The following is a 22,374-nucleotide window of genomic DNA, read 5'->3' on the forward strand; positions in this document are numbered from 1 at the left end:
ATGCTTATGAAGTATTAATTAATACTCTTGCTTGGTATGCAAAGTTGAATTTCTTTAAACCTTGTCTACCTTGAGAACCGTAGTTTTGTAGGTTGGGTGCAGCGATAGCGTAACCCAAGATAAAATTTGGTGGTAATGTTGGGTTGCGTTTCACTCCACCCAACCTACATAAATATATCTTTTAAAAAACTCTAGGTTTCAACATAGATGAGGTTTAGTTAACCTTTGGGGCGATCGCAATGATAAGGATAAAGCCACTCACACTTGAAAAGTCCGTAAGTGTGTTTTTCAAAAAAGGTTCCAGCGTGGCGTCCAGGTGATATGTCAATCCCAGCCTTGGTTTTAATTTCGTACAGCCAAGGAAAGGCTAGGACTAAAACAGTAATGACACCAAAAATATAGACAATCGTGGTTTTAATTTTGGGCAATCTTCGGGAATTGCTGTTGTGGTTTCGAGGCATAGATAGTGAGATAGTGAGAGTGAAAAACTAACCATCAATCTTAGCTGAAAGCTGAAAATGTCGTCTGAAGCAGAGATCAATATTTTCTCTTTCCAGATAAAGTTATCGCCCAGATTTGCTCTTTAACAAAAAGTTTTAGATTCAAAGGCAACGTAGCAGTGCCTTTAATTCCCACTGCCCAACTTGTTATGTTATGGACGAGGAATCCTGAGTGTGACCAGTTAAAATACGGTAAGCCTTGTAAATTACCGTTGATTAATCCAGCCCAACACTCAATTAGTATTATCTAGGAAGGCAGGAAATATATAGCGCAAGGGTTTAAGACCCCCGTTAGCTTACCGCAGGGTACGGTAGTTCAGGGCTGCCAAATCAGTCGGGGTCAAATCCCCGACTCCTCCCTCCTGCCCCCTGCCTCCTTCAATACTTGTTTGTATAATTGGAAACTCAAATAACTGCTTATGTCTGAACAATATCGTTTTGAAACTCTGCAAGTTCATGCTGGACAAGAGCCGGCTCCTGGAACTAATGCTCGTGCTGTACCGATTTACCAAACGACTTCCTACGTTTTTAATGACGCCGACCACGGAGCGCGGTTATTTGCTCTCCAGGAATTTGGTAACATTTACACCCGAATCATGAACCCGACAACGGATGTATTTGAAAAGCGGATTGCTGCCTTAGAAGGAGGAGTTGCAGCATTAGCAACCGCTAGTGGTCAGGCGGCACAATTCTTGGCAATCAGTACCATCGCTCAGGCTGGAGATAATATTGTCTCCACTAGTTTCTTGTATGGGGGAACATATAACCAGTTTAAAGTATCTTTACCACGTTTAGGTATTAATGTCAAGTTTGTTGAGGGAGATGAGCCAGAAAGTTTCCGTCAGGCGATCGACGATCGCACGAAAGCGTTATATGTTGAAACCATTGGCAATCCTCAATTCAACATTCCCGACTTTGCAGCTTTAGCTCACATTGCCCACGAAAACGGCATACCTTTAATTGTGGATAATACCTTCGGGGCTGGTGGGTATTTAGCTCGACCAATTGAATATGGTGCAGACATTGTAGTGGAATCTGCAACTAAATGGATTGGTGGGCATGGTACTTCCATTGGTGGCGTAATTGTTGATTCGGGTAAATTTGACTGGGGTAACGGCAAATTTCCTCTATTTACTGAGCCAGCACCCGGCTATCATGGACTAAATTTTCAAGAAGTGTTTGGCCCTAATGGAACATTTGGCAACATTGCCTTTATTATTCGCGCCAGAGTCGAAGGGTTACGAGATTTTGGGCCATCCTTAAGTCCATTTAACGCCTTTCTGTTACTGCAAGGGTTAGAGACTCTCTCCCTACGTGTAGATCGTCATGTGAGTAATGCTTTAGAATTGGCTCAGTGGTTAGAGCAACAAGAGCAAGTCTCTTGGGTTAATTATCCCGGACTTCCTAATCATCCGTATCATCAACAGGCGAAGAAATATCTCCGGCATGGCTTTGGGGGAGTTTTAAATTTTGGCATCAAAGGTGGACTGGAGGCAGGTAAAACTTTTATTAGTAATGTAAAACTGGCAAGTCATTTAGCAAATGTTGGTGATGCGAAAACTCTCGTTATTCATCCTGCTTCAACAACTCATCAACAGCTAAGTGATGACGAACAGCTTTCAGCTGGAGTGACACCCGATTTAGTCCGAGTATCAGTGGGAATTGAACATATCGACGATATCAAAGAAGATTTTCAGCAAGCATTCCAGCAAGTTAGGATTTAATTTTTAATAAATTGGGAATTGAAAAGAGGCGGAGGGGCAGGGTGCGGAGGGGAAAATTCTTCTCCCTGCTCCAGTCTTTTTATTCAATATTTTAATTTTTAATTTTTAATTGATTTCTCCCCACTACCCGATAGATATGATCTACTCAGACTTCATCTCACCGCAAACCCAGTTTTACCAGTTGACGGAGCCATTTCAACTAGAAGGGGGCGAAACATTAACTGGGGTTCAGGTTGCTTATCGCACCTGGGGACAGTTAAATGCTCAAGGTGATAATGGAGTACTGATTTGTCATGCTTTAACTGGTTCGGCTGACGCTGATGATTGGTGGGAATCTTTGTTTGGTTCCGGGAAGGCTTTTAATCCAGAACGCGATTTTATTGTGTGCAGCAATATCTTAGGAAGCTGTTACGGTACAACTGGGCCAACTACTATCAACCCCATAACCGGAAACCCTTATGGTGTATCCTTCCCTAAGATTACAATCCGAGATATAGTTCACCTGCAAGCTGTACTACTAGAATACTTGGGTGTTCAATCTCTGCGGTTTGTAATTGGCGGTTCGCTCGGTGGAATGCAAGCATTAGAGTGGGCATTATTATATCCCCAAAAGGTTAAAGCGATCGCACCTATTGCTGTTTCTGGCAGGCATTCAGCTTGGTGTATTGGATTAAGTGAAGCCCAAAGACAGGCAATTTATGCCGATCCAAACTGGCAAGGAGGGAACTATACCCTGGATGCGCCCCCAAATCAGGGGTTAGCAGTGGCGCGGATGATGGCGATGTCTACTTACCGTTCTTGGGATAGTTTTACAACCCGCTTTGGACGAGAGTATGATGCATCTGAGCAGTTTGCTATAGCTAGTTATTTACAGCATCAAGGTCAAAAGCTCACAGAACGATTTGATGCTAATACTTACATTACCCTCACCAACGTAATGGATCGCCATGATGTTGCACGCGATCGCACAGTTGCTAATTTATCAGATTATGAATCTGTCCTGCAAAGCATCCAGCAACCGACTTTAGTTGTCGCCATTGATTCTGACATCCTCTATCCTCCAGTGGAACAACAAGAATTGGCAAATTTAATCCCTAATGCTCAACTGGCGTGGCTGAAGTCAACCCACGGGCATGATGCATTTTTAATTGATATGGTAGCGTTGAATGAAGCGATCGTCTCTTTTCGACAAAGTTTAGAGTTATCAGCCTCTTAACTGGGTTCTGAGGTTGAATGATCAAGTTGGAAAGGCGATCGCAACTTTAGGTATTGGGTTTATCAAGAGAATTTTTGGAGTGGCGACAGTCGCGGGAGTTGAGATTTTGCGACAGCGCCAACTGAAAGATAGTGTAGCAGATTTTGAGCGGGTATCTGAGCGCTTTGAGGGACATATATTTTTGTAGCTAACTTGATTTCTGAATATTTTGGTAAATATACAGCGAAGATATTGTATTTAAATCTGGTTTTTGCGGCTCCTCCCCATCCTCATTAGTATTTTTAAACAATACTGTAAATGCACCAGCACCTAACCTATCTTGAGGAAACATCCGATAACAAGGCATGGTAGTTAAATGCGATTGATATTGAGCTAAAAGGCTAATTTCTATCGCTTGAAAATGGGGGAAGCGTTCTAAAAACCATTCACAAACTTGCTCATTTTCTTCAGGAGAATATGTACAAGTCATATACGCAAGATAGCCTTGAGGTGAAACCAGTTTAGCAGAGTTAGCTATAATCCGCTTTTGTCGATTTGCACTCTTGTTAATAGCAGTTGGGTGAAAACATCCAGGTGCTTTTTCGCCTTTAGCAAGTAAAGATTGTCCGGTGCAAGGAGCATCTACGATTACTAAATTGCTAGAGTCTGGAAACATTTGGGCAAATATACTCGAATCTCTATTAACTACTGCACTAGGATTAATCTGGCAACGCTTCAAATTAGAAATTAGCATTCCCAAACGTTTGCCAATAACTTCATTACTAATGAGTAATTCAGGTTGTAAAGCTCTCCAAGCAAAGATACTTTTACCTCCTGGTGCGGCACACATATCAAAAACTACATACACTGACTGAGAAATAGCTAACAAAGTAGTAGCTGCAAACACCGAAGAAAAATCTAAACAATAGAAATATCCTTTTTCATGGAGAGGATGTTGACCAGGTTTTTCTCCCAGAGATAAGCGGTCTATAAATTGTGGTTGCCAAGAGGTTGGTGTTTCTACTGCCAAAGGCGAAATATCTGGCTTTTCTTGACACCAAAGAATACTAGGTGAAAAAGGCTGAGGATTCATTAAAGCCTCGATAAATTTTTCTTGCTCATCAAGATTAGCGAACAAACGCCGCGAGACTTTAAGTAATAAATTAGAAGGTTTTTCCATGTAGATTATGAATTATGAATTAATAGAAGTACGTTGTATCTGAATCAAAATCAAACTGTTACACAAGAACAATGTAATTAAGGCTTTTGGCTTCATACTCAAAATATAATGACCGCCATTGGGATCGCAATGGCCAAGCTACCCCACTGCACCGGAGAAGGTCATGTTCTTAGATAGTTTTCAGGAAAAATTACGCAAACAAGCACAACTATGGAGGGATGAAGGATTAATTAGTTCTTCGCAATATGAACAGATAGCAGAACGTTATCAATTTAAAAACCTGGAAGCTGCTGCACGCGATCGCAACAAAGCGATCGCAATTGCTATCGGCAGCATACTATTATGCTTAGGCATAATTACCTTTGTATCAGGAAACTGGCAGGGAGGATCGCGAGAAGTCAAATTTATTCTAATGATGAGTTTGTTTTTTGCGATCGCAATTACTGGATTTTACAGTTGGAGACCACCTGAAGGGAAGAAACCAGAGCGAAGTAAACGCCTACTGGGAGAAGGGTTGCTAATTTTAAGCGCCTTCATCTTCGGTGCAAATTTACTGCTGATGGCCCAGATGTTCAATATCATCGGTTCAGCTTCCCAACTGTTTCTCGCTTGGGGATTCGGTGTTGTAGTCATGGCCTTCAGTTTGTCCTTAAATTCTTTAGGAATTCTGTCAATTATCCTTGTGGAAATTGGCTACTGGACTGGACTAGAAGACTTATGGTACGCTTCAGGTGAGTTAACTTGGTCGCGGCTAGTAGTACAGCATCTACCTTTGTTGGCATGGCTAGTATTTGTACCCTTAGCCTACTTCTGTCGATCGCGTTGGATTTTTGGTCTAGCAGCCTTTGTCTTTGCTAGTTCCTTACAAGCTAACCTTAATCCTCTGCCACTGCTAAATTATGCTGATATAGCCCCTTGGGTGGCATCTTTTGCTTTTACACTGCCATCTGCATTATTCTGGAGTTATGATGATTTACTGTTTCCAACCATAAATTATAGATTGTTTCAATCTCTAGCCCGTAATTTAGCGTTGGTAAGCTTCGGCATCGTCTTTTACGTTCTGTCTTTTCGTTGGGTCTGGGAATCTCCTGATTATAGTTATAATCAGCCAACGAATTTGACAAACTTATTTGAGTCTCTGCCGATTATCGATTTGGGGATTCTCAGCGGCTTGGCAGTATTGCAATGGTTGTTTCTACTGCGCCAAAGAAATAACCCTCCGCGCCGCGAAGTGATTTTCACGACTGCTGTCATTAGTACATTTCTTGTCTTTATTGCAATCGTACCTTTTTGGCATCAAACTATCAGCCGGATTGATGAACTTGGCATTTTTATTTTCAATGTACTTCTTGCAACATTAGCCTGGGGACTAATTCAAGAAGGATTGAAATTAAGCAACAGAAGTTCCTTTTGGGGCGGTATGCTGTTAGTAACACTGCAAATTATCAGTCGCGTGCAAGAGTACGACACCGACTTACTTTTTAAGTCGCTAGTCTATGTCCTGTGCGGCTCTGCTTTAATTAGCGCTGGACTCTGGTTTGAACGCCGCCTACCTGGTGGTAGCTCTACAAGTAAAAAGTAGGGCAAAAAATGAAAGAATTCAGTAGTCAGAATTCAGGAGTCAGAATTCAGGAAAAGTTCACTTAATCGAAAATTGAATCACTCCTAACTCCTAACTCCTAACGAAAAATCTCTGTGCGTCAAAATTTTTAAAGTTTCTCTGCGTCAGTCCTAAGCTCGTTACTTTTGAACTCCTCAAGACCTCTGCTTTTTAGGACTACGCTCATGACGAATACCTCTTCTGAATCTAAGAATAAACCCTTGTCTCCCGAAGCCGAATTTTCTAGTAAGGTGACTTTTCGGGATTACTTGATCGCAACTGAACAAAAATCGAATAAGCCCTTACCTTTTTGGCGGTTACTAGCTCCCCTGGCGCTGCAAACAGGACTAATTATGGCAGTACCAGCCCAAGCGGTTTATACAGATGTCACAGGTAAAACGGTGATTTTGCAAACCGTACCTGTAGACCCTAACAATGTGTTAGAAGGTAACACCTTAGCCTTAGATTACAACATATCCCGTACATCAACTTTAAGTAGACTACCTGGTTGGCAAACATTAGTCAGCAAAGGTCGTGGAAGTGGCAGAAGATTGCCTGAAGGAACCAATATCTACGTGACTTTACAAGAGCAGCTATCCTCAGGTAGTGGTGTTCCGAGAGCTTGGAGACCGTTACGAGTAAGTAGCGATCGCCCCACAACTCTTAGAGCCAACCAAGTAGCCTTAAAAGGTGTTTATCAGGATGGCTCTGTTAACTACGGCTTGGAAACATATTACATCCCAGAAAACCAACGCCAGCAGATTCGGAACGACTTGCAAGCCCAACGCGTCCGCAGAGGACAAGTACCACCCATTGTGGTGAAGGCAAAAGTAGACCCTCAGGGTAAAGCAGTTCCAGTTAGTATGTGGGTGCGCGATCGCAACTATCGCTTTTAAGCCGTTAGGCAAATAAACACTGCATGTTCACACGCCAAGTTTGTCTCCAAAGTTCTGAGCGCCGATTTCCGACGCTCAGAACTTTCTGTTTGTCATTCATTTGGTGAAAAAGAATGTAGAGACGCGATAAATCTCGTCTTCAAAGACCAATTCTCTACACCAAAGGGATTTCCAAGAAATAAATTATTCAATCTTGTGGGGTGGGCATCTTGCCCGCCCAGTCCATAGGGTAGGTGAGACGCCCATCCCACAAGAATTAGTTGAGTCTGTTTTATTTTGAAAGTCTTTTACGGCAGAGACTCAAAACAATATATTTGGAGTAAGATTATCAGCAAGTTTTAGTTGTTGATAATATATGATTTTTCGTGGATTGAGTCGAAAAGCAAAGCTACTATTTACAAAATTATTACCGCTAGCGTTCATCGCAGCAATTGTGATATGGCAACTTTCCTCAAAACAACCCCAGTTAGTACAGCAAGAAAGCAATTACGCGATTCATATTCGACAAAATTTTAATCAATCTGCTTTTTATCCCATTCCCCAAATTCCATCTGCAAATCTCTATAAACCTATTGGCGATTGGGTAGGAAGGTTAATTTTACCAACCAAACAGCAATTACAAGATGGTTTAGATTGGGTATGGATGGAAGTGCAATATGCACCACCTACAGCACAAAATTTGTTAGGTAAAATTGTACGTTTGGAGTGGAAAAAGAATAAAGATTTACTTGCTTTGGAACGAGCGGTAACGCGAGATATAAATTTCACTTCAGAAGTGATTAAAAGTCAAAAACAAGGAAACATTCATCCTTTTCGACTAAATGGAGTTCGTCAGGTAGGCATTTTACGCTCTTTGGCTGGTGCAAATCCTGTTGATAATACGATTGTTGCTTTAGATGCAGGTACAATCATTGATGCAAGTCAAGAAAAATCTATTTTACAAATTGAACGCGAACCTATTTTAGCAATTGGTAGATTTTATGGGCTGGTAAAAATAATTAAACCGATTAAATCTAGCTTTAAAACTATTTTAATTCCTAAACAAAAGCAGTATAGTGATTATTTTTTGGTAGAGCATTATAACCATAATTCAAATAAGTTTGATGGTCTTCAAGACACTATTCATATTCCCCAACAAGTAATAGATAAGCGAAATTTTGCTCCTTCAAGTTCGCAGCAAATCGAACAATCACCTGCGGGTGAGGCTGGATGGTATATTTATGGCGCTGCCGATGCAAAGGGCGTATTTACAGTAACTGCCCTTGCACCTCGTTCTCTATTTCAAATTCAACCGCTTCAAATTATTACTGGTGAGAAATTAGGGCTAAATTACATCCAAGAAGTAAATTGGCGAAATACTGAGAAAAATAAAGGTAAATTCAATACCGTATTATTAAAACCTGTAGAAACACAAAATTCACTTAATCAATCTGTTTCAAAATGGCAAGAAGGCAATAAAGCTATTGTCTTACACCTATTTGGTGGAATTGGCGGACGTAAAGCTGAACCAGTCGGAGTCCCTTATACTATCACCGGACATTTTGCTTTTGGAATTGCAGAAGTTGTCCGTGACGAGTTTACTAACGAATTACGCTTCGAGACTAAATATCACCAAATTTATGCCCATAACCCTGATGGAATTATTGCCGGAACGCATACATGGGCAGATTATATGGGTAATTTACAACGTGGTTGGTTGGCAACACGTCCAGTATCAGATATTCTGATCAAATTCGACCCGGTAACGCAAGATTATGATTTTGATGGTATTAAACTATCACCTTTAGAAGAATTCCAGCAACAATTACAAGTAACAATGGCACGTTATCGGGTTGGTGATGGAACTGGTGGCGCAATGGTATCACCTGCTACCTCATGCGTCCAAGACGCAAGCCAAGCACTTTATGCGGCGATACTGGCAATTAAAAACCAAGTTGCTACAACTCCTCAAATTCAAACTTGGATACGCGCTAACCCCAATCACCCACAAACATTACGCTTTCAGCAGCTAGTTGAATTAGGCAAATCTTTAGAACAACAATTAGCACCCTTGGGTATAGTTCGCGCTGATTGGCAAAGCCTTGCAAGTATACTCGCAGGTACGGGCATAGGAAAAACGACGCAACCATTTGAAGATCGGAGTATTTGGGCTGGTTTAACAACATGGCGAACAATAATGCCAAAACAGGCACACGACGATCTCGCCACAATATTTTTAAAACATGGTGCGATTATGCAAGTACTGCGAACTAATCAAGTAGGTGGTTGGCAACCTAATATTACACCCATTGCACCAACAATACTTTTGGGACAAATTAAGATTCCTTTTACCGATATTTCACCACTTTCAATTATTTTAAATCGCGTTTTAGCATCCTTGGCAGTTCCGACACTACAAGATTGGTTAGTTATAGTTGTAATGCTGATAATTTACAGTATTATTGCCCTACCCTATGGTTGGAAATTTGGATTTTTACATATACAAATTTGGTCTGCAAGTTGGATTGATAAATGCTTGCTAATATTGCGTTGTTTATTTTTACCTGCGATTGTTGAAGAACTCTTTTTTCGCGTTTTTTTGCTTCCTCATCCTAGCGAAATCACTAATTGGTTCCGATGGAGTTTGTGGGTAATAGTTAGTTTATTATTATTTATTTTGTATCATCCATTGAATGCTAAAACCTTCTTTAAAGCTGGAATCCCCACCTTTTATGACCCTGTTTTTCTGGTTTTAGCTACATTTTTGGGAATTATATGTACTGCTGCATATATCCTGACAGGATCTTTGTTTGTAATAGTTTTAATTCACTGGGTTGTAGTAGTAGTTTGGTTAATTGTTTTTGGGGGAATCAGAAAATTAGATAAGAATCAAAAAATTCATAACACTAAGGTTTAATAAGGGACTTCCAAAAAATAAATTACCCAATCTTGTGGGGTGGGCATCTTACCTGGATTTCTCACAAGAGAGAAATCCAAGAGGTGTGGGAGGATGGGAAAGAAGTCTTACCCCCCACACTCCCCACACTCCTCTTCCCCTGAAGCCTACACTATGCGTGAGAAATCCGGGCTTACCCGTCCGTATACAAAGGCGGGCAAGATGCCCACCCCACAAGCAGTAGTACGGACTAAGGTTAAATTAAAGTTTTGAAACCCATGCAGGTGGGTTTTGTTTGTGTAGACGCGGTTTCTAACCGCCCGTTTCAGTGCCCCTACGAGTGTACCTCACGTAAACGAGAACCGCTATATGAATTCATCATACTTCTTCTTGAGAATCTTCTTTTTGAATCCAGATAAATACTAAAGCAAATACTGGAAAAGGCAAGATATAAAATATTAAGGGAATCATGATCCAGGGTAGCCATGAAGCGGCATAATCACCTGTTAGTTGTGTTATATCTACCATGATGTATTCTCCTCATGAATTCAAAGTTGAAAAATTTATGTAATCCACCTTCTAGGGATATCCAACATTCCCAAGAACAAGCTTGATTAACTAGCGTTAACCGCACCTCGCAAGATGGCATCTAAAGAATCAAAATTTTCTAGTAGGAAGTAGGCAAATATCGCGCCACCCATTGCACCAATAAAAATTCCACCATTCAATTGACTCCATTCTTCACGAGTTCTTAGTGGTCTAAGCAGGTCTTTAGAATCTGAATTATAAGCTCCTCTAGGATTTCCTTGGAAAGTAGTAATTGCAAAAATTGAAATACCTAAACAAGCTGATAAAGCTATATATATGGAGGTAATTAATCCACTGAGATTGGTTCCATGTACTGATTCTCGCAGAGGGCCAACCACCACCTCTGGCCCAACTAGGAAATAACCATGAGCCATGCCAATTTCTAACCCCCGCATGAAAGGTGTTAACCCTTTACGGTAGGCGGGTAAATTATTAATGAAAGCTCTAGCTAAGGGAGAATCATTGATAGGAGTGGATAGATTACCAAGGCAAGGATCTCCTTTAAAAGGTTTAATTATATCCTCCTCATTGTATTGTTTAATCGTCTCTGCCATGTCAGATGAATTAGACATTATAGCTTCTCCTTATTATCTTAATTAAATACTATCATTGGCGCGTAGACTTAAAGTTTTCTTATTCAAAATTAACACAATATAAACTAAAAAACTCTCCTACCAAAAGAGGTAAGAGAGGAGGTCGAAAACTGAATATTTTTAGCTGAATATTTGCATATTAATTACGCATTTTTTTGCAAATAACTAGACTTAATTGCGTAATTTAAAGTGCAGTTAAACAGCTTTGAAGGTTAACCAAACTTCCCTGCTGTTGAGGCAATTAAGAAAGCCCCATAGGTTGCGATATAACCAACAGTAAAGTGAGTTAAGCCGACTAAACGAGCTTGAACAATTGACAAAGCAACGGGCTTATCTCTCCAGTAGCCAAAAGATAGTGGAGTCTGTTCGTGCGCCCAGGCTAAGGTTTCGATTAATTCTTGCCAGTAACCCCGCCAGGTAATCAGGAACATGAAGCTAACAGCCCAAGCTAGGTGTCCAAAGAGGAACATCCAAGCCCAAACGGCTAAGTTATTTGTGCCGTAAGGATTATAGCCATTAATTAACTGTGCGGAGTTCGCCCAAAGGTAGTCTCGGAACCAGCCCATGAGATAGGTCGAGTTTTCGTTGAACTGAGCGACATTGCCTTGCCAGACGCAAAGATGTTTCCAGTGCCAGTAGAAAGTGACCCAACCAAGGGTGTTAAGCATCCAAAACATGGCGAGGTAGGAAGTATCCCACGCAGAAATATCGCAAGTGCCACCCCGTCCTGGTCCATCGCAGGGGAAAGCATAGCCAAAGTCTTTTTTATCCGGCATCAGCTTACTACCGCGAGCATCCAATGCACCTTTGACTAAGATGAGGGTGGTGACATGCAAACCGAGAGCGATCGCATGATGTACATAAAAATCACCAGGGCCAATTGTCAGGAATAACGAATTGGTGCCGCTGTTAATTGCATCCAACCAACCTGGCAACCAGACATTGCCATGATTGGGCCATGCTGTGGAAGCAATACTATGTGGATTTGACAGCAAAGTGTTAAACCCATACAACAGCTTACCGTTAGCCGACTGGATAAACTGAGCAAATACAGGCTCAATCAATATTTGTTTGTCAGCCGCCCCAAAGGCTACTTCTACATCATTGTGGACGTACAAACCCAAAGTATGGAAGCCCAAGAACATCGATACCCAGCTAAGATGAGAAATAATCGCTTCTTTGTGCTTGAGTACCCGCTCTAGAACATTCCCTCGATTCTGTTCTGGGTCATAGTCCTTAATCCAGAAGATCGCCGCGTGGGAAAACGCCCCTACCATCAAGAAACCAGCAATGTATTGATGGTGTGTGTATAGTGCCGCCATTGTGGTAAAGTCCTTAGCGATAAACGCATAAGGCGGCATGGAATACATGTGCTGCGCCGCAAAGGAACTCGCTACACCCAAACAAGCTAGTGCCAAAGACAGTTGAAAATGCAAAGAGTTATTAACGGTTTCGTACAGTCCTTGGTGGGGTAAGTTGAACGGGCCATCAACTTTATTACCGTAGAAGTCCTTGGAGTCCATCATCTCTTTGATGCTGTGACCGATACCCCAATTAGTCCGGTACATGTGACCCGCAACAATGAAGATGACAGCGATCGCCAAATGGTGATGCGCCATATCCGTCAACCACAAAGATTGAGTCTGGGGATGGAAACCACCCAAAAAGGTGAGAATTGCTGTTCCTGCCCCTTGAGTACTATTAAATACATGGGCTGGCGTATCGGGATTTTGCGCGTATGCCCCCCAGTTAAGAGTAAAGAACGGTGTTAAGCCACTTGGGTGTGGTGGGGTAGACAAGAAGTTATCCCAACCTACATGAATACCACGAGATTCTGGTATAGCAACGTGTATCAAGTGACCAGTCCAAGCCAAGGAACTGACACCAAACAAACCCGCTAAGTGGTGGTTGAGGCGAGGTTCTGCACTCTTGAACCAAGCCAAGCCAGGACGGAATCTAGGCTTTAAATGCAATGCGCCTGCAAACAAAAATACAGCCGCCAGCAAAACTAGGAAAATCGCCCCAACATACAGTTCATTATTCGTCCGTAACCCGATGGTGTACCACCAGTGATAAACACCGGAGTAGCAAATATCTACCGGGTTACGCGCTCCCGCTTGGGTGTAAGCTTCAATTGCCCCTGGGCCAAATTGAGCATCCCAAATTGCGTGGGCAATGGGACGGATATGTATGGGGTCTTTAATCCATAGTTCAAAATTACCTTGCCAAGCAACGTGAAACAAAATCCCCGACGCCCACAGAAAGATAATTGCCAGATGACCGAAGTGAGAAGAAAAAATCCTTTGATAAAGATTTTCTTCCGTCATGCCATCTTGACTTTCAAAATCGTGAGCCGTAGCGATCGCATACCAAACACGTCGCGTTGTTGGATCTTGTGCAAGGCCTTGGCTAAATTTGGGAAATTTAGTCGCCATAGTTTTAAAAGTTTTGAGATTTTCTCGTTTCCAGGCTGAGTCTGGGAATGCACAAAAAGAGGCTGAACCTTCTAAGAAACCAGGGAACAGGATGGCTTCGCCAGGGTAAAGGGTAAGGGGGAAAGGGAAAAGGAACAGATTCTTCTCTTTACCCTTTAACCTTTTCCCTTTTCCCAGCCTGAAGGGCTTTGCCTCCTCACCTCCTGCCTCCTGGATTAGGCGAACAAAAGGAGTATCATCCCAATGCCGACATTCGCGCCAGGAAGAAGGCCCAAGTGGTGACAATTCCTCCCAAAAGGTAATGAGCTACCCCCACAGCCCGACCATGAGTGATGCTCAAGGCGCGAGGCTGAATAGCTGTGGTAATTTTCAACTTGTTGTGCGCCCAAACAATTGATTCGATTAATTCTTGCCAGTAGCCACGACCACTAAACAGGAACATCAGACTAAAGCCGAAAACGAAGTGTCCACCTAAGAACATTAAGCCGTAGCCCGAAAGTGCTGAATTGTAGGATGTGATTACTTGCGTCGCCTGGGCCCAGAGGAAATCACGCAACCAGCCGTTATTGGTAATTGACGATTGGGCAAAGTTTCCGCCCGTAATGTGCGTCACTACCCCATCTGCATCTACCGTCCCCCAGACATCCGACTGCATTTTCCAGAAGAAGTGGAAAATCACCATTGACAAGGAGTTATACATCCAGAACAGACCCAGGAAAACATGATCCCAAGCCGATACCTGGCAAGTACCGCCTCGTCCCGGGCCATCACAGGGGAAGCGGAAGCCCAAATTGGCTTTATCTGGAACTAAACGCGAACTGCGGGCAAACAACACACCTTTCAGCAGCACTAAAACAGTGACGTGAATTGTGAAGGCGTGAATGTGGTGAATCATAAAATCCGCAGTACCCAAGGTAATGGGCATCATCGCCACTTTGCCGGCCACTGCCACAACACCGCCACCCCAGGCATAGCTGACAGGCTCATGCAAATTAGGTGCAGCAGTTCCCAATCCGCTCAGTTCCAGACCCCGCAAGCCACCGAACGCATTACCAAGAGGTGCAGCAGCTTGGAGAGCTGGATTGCCGATGGTCATCGTCTGGATGTGTTGTATCCACTGAGCAAACACTGGCTGCAACTGAATTCCCGTATCCGAGAACATATCTTGGGGACGACCAAAAGCCCGCATGGTGTCGTTGTGGCAGTACATCGCAAAGCTATGGAAGCCCAAGAATTGACACACCCAAGCTAGGTGGGAGATGATTGCATCGCGGTGGCGGATCGTCCGATCCAACACGTTGTTGACATGGTCGGCTGGATTGTAGTCCCGTACCATGAAGATGCCAGCGTGAGCCGCGCCCCCAACAATGCAGAAACCTGCAATCCATACGTGGTGGGTGAATAGCGATGTAACGGTCGCATAATCCGTTGCCAGATAAGGATAAGGGGGCATCGCGTACATGTGGTGCGCGACGAGGAGGCTGGCTGTTCCAAACTGTACTAGGTGGATAGCTAGATTAGCGTGCCAGGAAGTCTCGAAAATTTTATCGAGGCCTTTATGACCGACAGGCCCAATAAAGCTCAAGAATGGCAGCATCTTGGGAGTTCTGGCATCATCGAGCATTTCCTTGAAGTCGTGACCGATGCCCCAATTCGTGCGGTAGAAATGGCCGGCAATGATGAATAGCACTGCGATCGCTAAATGATGGTGTGCTATATCTGTTAACCACAAGCCCCCCGTCACCGGGTTCAGACCACCCTTAAAGGTCAAAAAGTCAGCAAAATTTCCCCACTGCAACGTGAAAAAAGGCACTACACCCGAAACGAAACCCCAACTGGCACTGGGATAAAGCTGATCCATCAACTTGGAATTCAAGATGAATTCGTGGGGTAAAGGAATGTCTTTGATAGCTACCCCAGCATCTAACAACTTGTTAGTTGGTGAGGCAACATGAATCAGATGTCCTGTCCAACCCAAAGAACCCAAGCCTAAAAGCCCTGCCAGGTGGTGGTTCATCATTGACTCCCAATTCAGGAACCACTCTAGCTTGGGAGCGCGTTTATGGTAGTGGAACCAGCCAGCAAACAGCATTACTGCTGCCATCACTAAAGCACCAATAGCGGTGCAATATAGCTGGTAGGTATTAGTAAAACCTTGCCCACGCCACATCTGGAAGAGTCCAGAGGTAATTTGAATACCGTGGAAGCCGCCGCCCACATCTGCATTCAAAATTTCTTGACCAAATATCGGCCAGACAACTTGGGCGCTGGGTTTAATGGCAGTCGGGTTCGCCATCCAACCCTCAAAATTGGAAAAGCGAGCGCCATGAAAATACATACCGCTCAACCAGATAAACACTACAGCTAAGTGTCCGAAGTGAGCGGCGAAGATTTTGCGCGATACGTCTTGTAAATCGCTGGTATGAGTATCAAAATCGTGGGCGAGTGCGTGGAGGTTCCAAATCCAAGTGGTGGTTTTGGGACCTCTGGCAAGGGAGCGGTCAAAGTGTCCTGGTTCCGACCACTTCTTGAATGAAGTTTGCACCGGATCGTTATCAACCTCAACCCTTACCTTTTGCTCTCGCTCAGGAGTAATTGTCATTAGAAATTCTCCCTTTTCTGTGAAAGAAATGAGAACCTTACTCTACTCAAAGTTTCTATATAAGTAGTTAGTTATTAGTTGGTAGTCGCTAACCAAAAATAATTAACTGCTTGAGAATTTACAACCTTGAGTTTTGTTTATTGGTAAGCTGTTCCACTAAATTGATTAAAGAAGAATTCAAAAGCCAGAATTCAAAACAAGAAAGTGGGTTATTCACTCATAGCCACTAATTTAAAACCACTAAATCGTCCCTTGTGTGTTCCGCAGTCAAGATTTAATGGAGACCTGAAACCCCTTGATTCATCTGCAATTTGCAGAGAATTGATGACTTTATTCTGGTGACTGACTCCTGAATTTTTCTCGGTAATCTCAGAAATATAATTCTCTACAAACCTTTGATATATAAGGCTATGAGAATATATTTCTGAGAAGTTAGTTATGCAATTTAAGTGACTTCCAGTTTCATGATTTAACAGCAGAGAAAAAAGCCAGCGATTGACTAACCAGTGACGCTAGATTAGCGAAACAAAGGTAACTCAAGAAAAATGATTAGCTGAAAAACTCTTTCTTTGGAGAGAATAGGAAATAAAAATGAAGAACCCATGAAGGAAAATACTTTCTTAACGAAAGGTTACATTTCTGTAGTTATCTGTTGTTGATTATTGGTTCCAGCCCAGCACTGCTGAAACTTGGGTAGCTAGAGTTATTAAATCGAAAGGTTTAGCGATCGCAGTTCTTACCCCCAGTTTGGTAAATTGTTCCTGAGACAATACTGTAGTCGTTAACAAAATTACGGGTATATCCTGAGTGACGGGGTTGTTCTGTAGTTGGTGCAAAATTGTCGATAAGTCTCTATCGGAGGCAAAAGTATCGAGATCCACAAGGATAACATCAACTTTTTGCGCCTTTGTTTTAGCGATCGCTTCTTGGCTCGATATCGCCGTCAGTACTTCCCAGCCTTCTACTGTCTCCAAGCAAAGCTGAGTCACTTCCCGAATAGCATTTTTATTCTCAATCAGTAAGATGCGTCGGGTTTTCACTGTTATTTACCTTCTGGCTTGCGATCGCCAGCTTCTTCTCATAGGGTAGGCAAAAAATATGAAAAACTAATGAAGAATGATAAAGAAAAAGAAAAATAGTTACACATTCGTGAAACACAAGATCCCCGACAACTTTTACGAAGTCAGGGATCTAACTTTTCACGAATGATTTAGGATTGCTATATTAACGCCTGCGCCACTTGTTCAGACAGAGTAAAGGGGTCGTAAGGCTTAGTAATTACTGCCACCACTTTTAGTTGAGTAAACTGACGCTGTTCAGCAGCCTGTGCTTTTGCTGTTAATAAAATCACGGGAATATTCTGGGTTTGGGGATTTGCTTGCAGATTCTCCAACGTTGTCAAGCCATCCATATCTGGCATCATCACATCTAAGAGAATTACATCTGGATGTTCAAAAGCAGCTTTGAGCAAACCTTCTCTACCAGAACCAGCTGTCAGCACTTCCCATTCATTAGTTATCTCTAAACATATCTGAGTGGTTTCTCGGATATCTTCTTCATCATCAATAATCAAGATGCGCTTGTTCATTTGTTAGTTGTTGGTTGCTGGTTGTTCATTTGTTAGTTGTTATTTGTCCTTTGTTATTTGTAAATGACTAATTACTAATAGGTAATGTGAAATAAAATGTACTACCTTCCCCTAAAGTACTTTCTGCCCAAATTTGGCCTCCGTGCTGTTGTATAATGCTGCGGCAGATTGCTAATCCCAAGCCAGTTCCCCCTTGATGACGCGAGTTAGAGGCATCGACTTGCTGAAAACGGTCAAAAATCGTTTCTAATTTATCCTCAGGAATTCCTCGCCCCTGGTCTTTTACCTGGAATAGGATGTTGGAGTGGCAAGGGTCAGAAGAAGAACTAATTCCTTTTGTGTCTGTATCTATTTCTTTCCTAGTCTCTACTTCGGCGCTCAACGAAACTGTAAAACCTGGAGACGAAAATTTAATCGCGTTGCTGAGTAAGTTAGTGAGTGTCTGGATGATGCGGTCTGAATCTGCCCATAGTTGTACTGAAAGGGTCGTTAATTCTAGCTTAATCTCTGATTTTTCAGCCATTGCCCGCATTTCGTCCACTGCTTGACTCATCAAGTCAGCTGCATCGCAAGTCTGTTTATACATCGTTGCTTTGCCGGAATTGATGCGTTCAATATCAAGGATGTCGTTAATCAGACGCACCAAACGGTTAGTATTATCAAAGGCAATTTCCAGCATCCGCTGACTTTTTTCTGGTTGATCGTTCAAGGAACCACGTGCTAGTAAACCTAAGGCGCTGCGAATTGAGGTGAGAGGCGTCCGTAGTTCGTGACTGACCACTGAGACAAACTCATCCTTCATTTGCTCGACTATCTGTCGCTCGGTAATATCCTTAAATATGACTACTGCTCCGACAATATTGCCTTGTTCTCTAATTGGTGTACTTACATACTCAACTGGAAATTTCGACCCGTCGCGACGATAAAATATGTCATCAGAAATATGTTGTACTGCCCCACTTTCCAGAGTGGCACGAATGGGATTTTCTTCCCAGCAATAGCGAGTGCCGTCGGGTTGGGAATGGTTCACAATCTTGTGCATCAACTGATTTTTTAGTTCTGTTACCCCAGATAAAAGCATTCTGGCTGCTGCTGGATTAACAAAGGTGATTTTACCTTGGGAATTTAAACCGTAAATTCCCTCACCTGCGGAGTTCAAAATTAACTCGCTCTGTCGGCTGAGGCGTTCTAGAGAGGCTTGTGTTTGCTGGCGAGCGCGTAGTGCCCGTTCGCGTTTGCTCATTTCCCGCAGCAATCTTTCATTAGCACGCTGTAACTCCGCTGTTCGCTCCTGTACTCGCTCCTCTAGTTCGGCATTCAAGGCAGAGATTTTTTTCTCCGCCTGCTTGCGTTCTTCAATATCCTGCTGCAAGTCAGCATTGAGCGCGTGAACTTGCTGATACAGTTCATATTGATGAATTGCCATTGCAAAGTGACTGCTCAAAGCTTGGGCGAGTTCAATTTCTGGGGTTTTCCATTCTTGGGCTTGACTTCGCTTTAACTCTCGCCATACTTCAAAGGATTGAACTGGACACTGATTTCGCGGATCATTACGATTAACTCGTCGCGCCCACAGAGTTTCTGTGTCTATTTCATGGCGAAAAATACTTAAGTAACCCAATATCTGCTGGCGATATTGCAAGCAAATAACCAATAAGCTGCGAATCCCAGCATCAAAAAACGCCTGTGCCAAGTCTGACTGTAGTGTGGCTTGATATAAATCAGTAATTGCCCACACTAGTTTTCCCTCCTCGACAGTCGCCTCCATGTTTAACCACTCTTGCCAACTGGGATGCTCCTCGAAGAGGAATGGGGAGGGGGGAGACAAGTGAGAAAGATTGCTACCTTGTCCCCCTTGTCCCTCTGCTTCGCCTGCTAATAGCTCCCCTGCTCCCCACTCCCCACAACTAAACACCTGAGCCGCCTCATCTGGATTTTGGGGAGCGATATAAATTCTGCCACCAGCAGCCTGTAAAGCAGATACAGTCAACTCTAGCGCCTGTTGTAACTGCATTTCGGTCATGGAATGCAGTAGTTTGGCCACGCGGTTAATTGTGGCTTCTTGGTCAGCTTGGGCGCGGGTTTGTTCGAGGAGGGTATTTTGAGCGATCGCAATTGATAATTGATCTGCAACCAGTTGCACTACCTGTAATTCCCGTTCGCTCACCTCTCGCGGCAAACTGTGATGAGATACCAACAAACCCCATAATTGGTCACGATGCAAAATTGGCACCACCAGAGAAGATTGCACTCCCATTGAAGTGAGGTATTCTACGTGACATGGGTCTACGACTCGAAACCGGATATCATTTTTATCAAGTGGCTCGGTCGTTTCCGAAGAATCTAAGGGACTCAGCCCAATTTGCTGGGCTGCAACATCCACAATTGAGCGCTGACGAACTTTCAAAAACAACTCACGAGCTGCAAATGGAATATCCTCTGCGGGAAAGTGTTGCCCTAGTAGAGATGGTAAGCGATCGCAGTTAACCGACTCAGCCACAACCTCACCGCTAGCATCTACATCAAAACGATATACTTTTACACGATCTGTCTCCAAAAATATACGTACTTCAGCAACGGTTCCTGAGAGGATTGCTGGCAACTCTAGGGATTGACGAATGCGGTTCATCATCCGATGTAGCAGCGCTTCTAAGGAGTCGATAGGCTTTTGTTTTTTGTCTTTTGTCATCTATCAGTTGTCTCAAGAAACAGTGCTGAGTGTTGACTGTTGACTGGAAACTGAGAAGAATTTCTTCCCCTGCTCCTTGTCTCCCTCATCCCCCTCATCTTCCCCAATCCCCAGTCCCCAGTCCCCAGTCCTATTCACCCACATCGTCTAGAACATAATGGCAAAGGACTTTATCTAATTCTCTAAACGCAGGCTGCTGTAGTTCCCCAGAAAGAAGTTCTACTAAATGGCGGAGATGCAATGCCTCACTTTGGTCAAGAGTAATTTGGGATAGCAATATTTGCTCTATGTGTTTAGCCAGACGCGAACCTTCTGCAAAGCCAAAAATGCCTAAAGCTCCCCCTAGCTTATGTGCTGCATGATATGCTTTTTTGCGTAATTCTTCAGAGAGATTGTTGGCTTGCAACGCGAGTGAGGCTTGTTGGAGAATTTCTAAGCGATCGCTACTGTGTACTTTCAGCCTCTCCCACACAACTGCTAACGCTTCCCTAATCTGTGGCTTCCTTTTGCTTTGTTTTGTCTGTCTTAAGGCTACAGAAGGTTTTTCTTCATCTGCAAATACTTTCAGACGATAACCCAAACCATAGACTGTTTCAATAAAATCAGTTGGTGCGCCAGCTTGCGTTAGTTTCTGCCGCAAACCCTTGATGTGAGCTGTCACCGTATCCTCTTTAGGTGCTTCTTCTACAGACCAGAGGTGGTCTAAAATTTCACTGCGGCTGAAGACAATATGCTCGTTACGCAGAAAAAGCTCCAGTAAGCGATACTCCTTAGGCGTTAAATTCAAACCATGACAACCATAATTCACTTCACAGCTACCAGGGTGAATACGCAGTTTTTCCCATTTCATCACTGACAATATGGGTGAATTTCGTCGCCGCAATAAAACACGAATTCGAGCTAATAATTCCGAGAGTTCAAAAGGTTTAACAACATAGTCATCTGCTCCTGCATCTAATCCCATGACTTTGTGAGTGCTAGAATTTTGGGCTGTCAGTAGCAGTACAGGTGTTTGATAGTTATGGGAACGTAACCTCTGACAAAGTTTTATGCCGTCCAATTTGGGCAAGATGATATCTAGCAAAATTAAGTCATAGCTAAAAGCTTCTACTAGCTCCCAACCAAGTAGACCATCAGCAGCAATATCAACTACATAGTGTTGATTGCCAAGAACATTTTCAAGTGTTTTGGCGATACACTCGTCATCTTCAACTAGTAAAATTCTCATTCCATATCACCCTACTGTACCTAAACGCTAGGACTTCATCAGAGGGAAAACAAATAATTAGGGAACTCCCAGAAAGAAATCATTACATAGGATAGGCAAGATGCCTAGACTAGCAAAAAAATATTAGCGATTTTTTTTCTTTGGCAGTCCTTTAGCAACAATCAAAGTAGAAAAGTTTTACCTCAGAAAAAATCTGCCAATTGTTCACCACATATACTACTAGCACAGCACAATGCAAACAGAGCAAGCATTGAAAACCAATGAAATTCTTGCAATAGTAGGAATTACAAATTACGAATTCTGCCTTGCAGTACTAGCATCTGTGGTGAACAAAAAGCTTTGTATCGAACAAGTCTAATTCAAAATCATTATTGACTCTTCTTTGGCGCAAAAGTTATACAGCTTCAACCAAATTTACATTTGTTGACTTATTTTGATAATTAAAAGGTAACTTACATATTGATTTTTGTATACCTCTATGTAGTCCTAGTAGAACATGGCGTAAATAAACAGACCATCTGGAATTGGTAAAAAGCTTATGGTATGGCTATTCTTTCTTTTGACTTTTGAATGCGTGACTTTTGCCTTGTTGTACTAGGGTAGGTCTTTTCCCTCTGACCCTTCTGATGAATATTGTGAACTTTTATGAAAAGATGAACTTCCTTCATTGGTTCTTCATGT

Annotated in this window: 18 protein-coding genes; 7 read left to right on the top strand and 11 right to left on the bottom strand. The window is 42.8% G+C overall.

Annotated features, from left to right (window positions below; genetic code table 11):
- Window positions 1–4 precede the first annotated feature (4 nt).
- Window positions 5–154 (bottom strand): hypothetical protein, encoded by a 150-nt coding sequence (locus FD723_RS10505; protein WP_179065289.1) that lies wholly within the window; start codon window positions 152–154, stop codon window positions 5–7.
- A gap of 64 nt (window positions 155–218) precedes the next feature.
- Window positions 219–461: a hypothetical protein gene (locus FD723_RS10510; protein WP_179065290.1), complete on the bottom strand. Its 243-nt coding sequence runs from the start codon at window positions 459–461 to the stop codon at window positions 219–221.
- A gap of 458 nt (window positions 462–919) precedes the next feature.
- On the opposite strand from FD723_RS10510, the gene FD723_RS10515 reads away from it, so the two are divergent.
- From FD723_RS10515 to FD723_RS10525, 3 genes are all read left to right on the top strand, one after another.
- Entirely contained in the window at window positions 920–2,224 is a 1,305-nt protein-coding gene (locus FD723_RS10515) for an O-acetylhomoserine aminocarboxypropyltransferase/cysteine synthase family protein (protein WP_179065291.1), read from the top strand.
- A gap of 136 nt (window positions 2,225–2,360) precedes the next feature.
- On the top strand, window positions 2,361–3,440 hold the full coding sequence (gene metX, locus FD723_RS10520) for a homoserine O-acetyltransferase (protein ID WP_179065292.1): 1,080 nt from the start codon (window positions 2,361–2,363) through the stop codon (window positions 3,438–3,440).
- A gap of 13 nt (window positions 3,441–3,453) precedes the next feature.
- Window positions 3,454–3,627: a hypothetical protein gene (locus tag FD723_RS10525; RefSeq protein WP_179065293.1), complete on the top strand. Its 174-nt coding sequence runs from the start codon at window positions 3,454–3,456 to the stop codon at window positions 3,625–3,627.
- On the opposite strand, the gene FD723_RS10530 is transcribed toward FD723_RS10525, so the two are convergent.
- A complete protein-coding gene (locus tag FD723_RS10530; RefSeq protein WP_179065294.1) occupies window positions 3,628–4,599 on the bottom strand; it encodes an RsmB/NOP family class I SAM-dependent RNA methyltransferase in 972 nt (323 codons plus the stop codon).
- 163 nt (window positions 4,600–4,762) lie between these two features.
- Between FD723_RS10530 and FD723_RS10535 the strand changes: the two genes are divergently transcribed.
- The 3 genes from FD723_RS10535 (at window position 4,763) to FD723_RS10545 (ending at window position 9,991) form a co-directional block, all read left to right on the top strand.
- A complete protein-coding gene (locus FD723_RS10535; RefSeq protein WP_179065295.1) occupies window positions 4,763–6,181 on the top strand; it encodes a DUF2157 domain-containing protein in 1,419 nt (472 codons plus the stop codon).
- 203 nt (window positions 6,182–6,384) lie between these two features.
- Window positions 6,385–7,095, top strand: coding sequence for a GDYXXLXY domain-containing protein (locus FD723_RS10540; RefSeq protein ID WP_179065296.1), 711 nt, complete (start codon window positions 6,385–6,387; stop codon window positions 7,093–7,095).
- A 355-nt stretch (window positions 7,096–7,450) separates the two neighbouring features.
- Window positions 7,451–9,991 carry a type II CAAX prenyl endopeptidase Rce1 family protein gene (locus tag FD723_RS10545; RefSeq protein WP_179065297.1) on the top strand — a complete coding sequence of 847 codons (2,541 nt, stop codon included), beginning with the start codon at window positions 7,451–7,453 and terminating at the stop codon, window positions 9,989–9,991.
- A gap of 357 nt (window positions 9,992–10,348) precedes the next feature.
- Here FD723_RS10545 and FD723_RS10550 read toward each other — a convergent pair whose 3' ends face one another.
- The 8 genes from FD723_RS10550 to FD723_RS10585 all read right to left on the bottom strand — a co-directional run bounded on the left by FD723_RS10550 (window position 10,349) and on the right by FD723_RS10585 (window position 21,693).
- Window positions 10,349–10,498 carry a photosystem I reaction center subunit VIII gene (locus tag FD723_RS10550; protein WP_179065298.1) on the bottom strand — a complete coding sequence of 50 codons (150 nt, stop codon included), beginning with the start codon at window positions 10,496–10,498 and terminating at the stop codon, window positions 10,349–10,351.
- An 86-nt stretch (window positions 10,499–10,584) separates the two neighbouring features.
- Window positions 10,585–11,130 (bottom strand): photosystem I reaction center subunit XI, encoded by a 546-nt coding sequence (locus FD723_RS10555; protein WP_179065299.1) that lies wholly within the window; start codon window positions 11,128–11,130, stop codon window positions 10,585–10,587.
- Window positions 11,131–11,363: 233 nt separating this feature from the next.
- Window positions 11,364–13,586 carry a photosystem I core protein PsaB gene (psaB, locus tag FD723_RS10560; RefSeq protein ID WP_179065300.1) on the bottom strand — a complete coding sequence of 741 codons (2,223 nt, stop codon included), beginning with the start codon at window positions 13,584–13,586 and terminating at the stop codon, window positions 11,364–11,366.
- 235 nt (window positions 13,587–13,821) lie between these two features.
- The gene (psaA, locus tag FD723_RS10565) at window positions 13,822–16,188 is read right to left on the bottom strand and encodes a photosystem I core protein PsaA (RefSeq protein ID WP_179065301.1); all 2,367 of its coding nucleotides are present in this window, start codon (window positions 16,186–16,188) and stop codon (window positions 13,822–13,824) included.
- Between the two features lie 659 nt (window positions 16,189–16,847).
- Window positions 16,848–17,228: a response regulator gene (locus FD723_RS10570; protein WP_179065302.1), complete on the bottom strand. Its 381-nt coding sequence runs from the start codon at window positions 17,226–17,228 to the stop codon at window positions 16,848–16,850.
- 179 nt (window positions 17,229–17,407) lie between these two features.
- Window positions 17,408–17,776 (bottom strand): response regulator, encoded by a 369-nt coding sequence (locus FD723_RS10575; RefSeq protein WP_179065303.1) that lies wholly within the window; start codon window positions 17,774–17,776, stop codon window positions 17,408–17,410.
- Window positions 17,777–17,843: 67 nt separating this feature from the next.
- A complete protein-coding gene (locus FD723_RS10580; protein WP_179065304.1) occupies window positions 17,844–20,465 on the bottom strand; it encodes an ATP-binding protein in 2,622 nt (873 codons plus the stop codon).
- A gap of 130 nt (window positions 20,466–20,595) precedes the next feature.
- The gene (locus FD723_RS10585; protein ID WP_179065305.1) at window positions 20,596–21,693 is read right to left on the bottom strand and encodes a response regulator; all 1,098 of its coding nucleotides are present in this window, start codon (window positions 21,691–21,693) and stop codon (window positions 20,596–20,598) included.
- Between the two features lie 232 nt (window positions 21,694–21,925).
- Between FD723_RS10585 and FD723_RS42645 the strand changes: the two genes are divergently transcribed.
- Window positions 21,926–22,051 (top strand): hypothetical protein, encoded by a 126-nt coding sequence (locus tag FD723_RS42645; protein WP_256875133.1) that lies wholly within the window; start codon window positions 21,926–21,928, stop codon window positions 22,049–22,051.
- Window positions 22,052–22,374 lie beyond the last annotated feature (323 nt).

The organism is Nostoc sp. C052, assembly GCF_013393905.1.
Taxonomy (GTDB): Bacteria; Cyanobacteriota; Cyanobacteriia; order Cyanobacteriales; family Nostocaceae; genus Nostoc.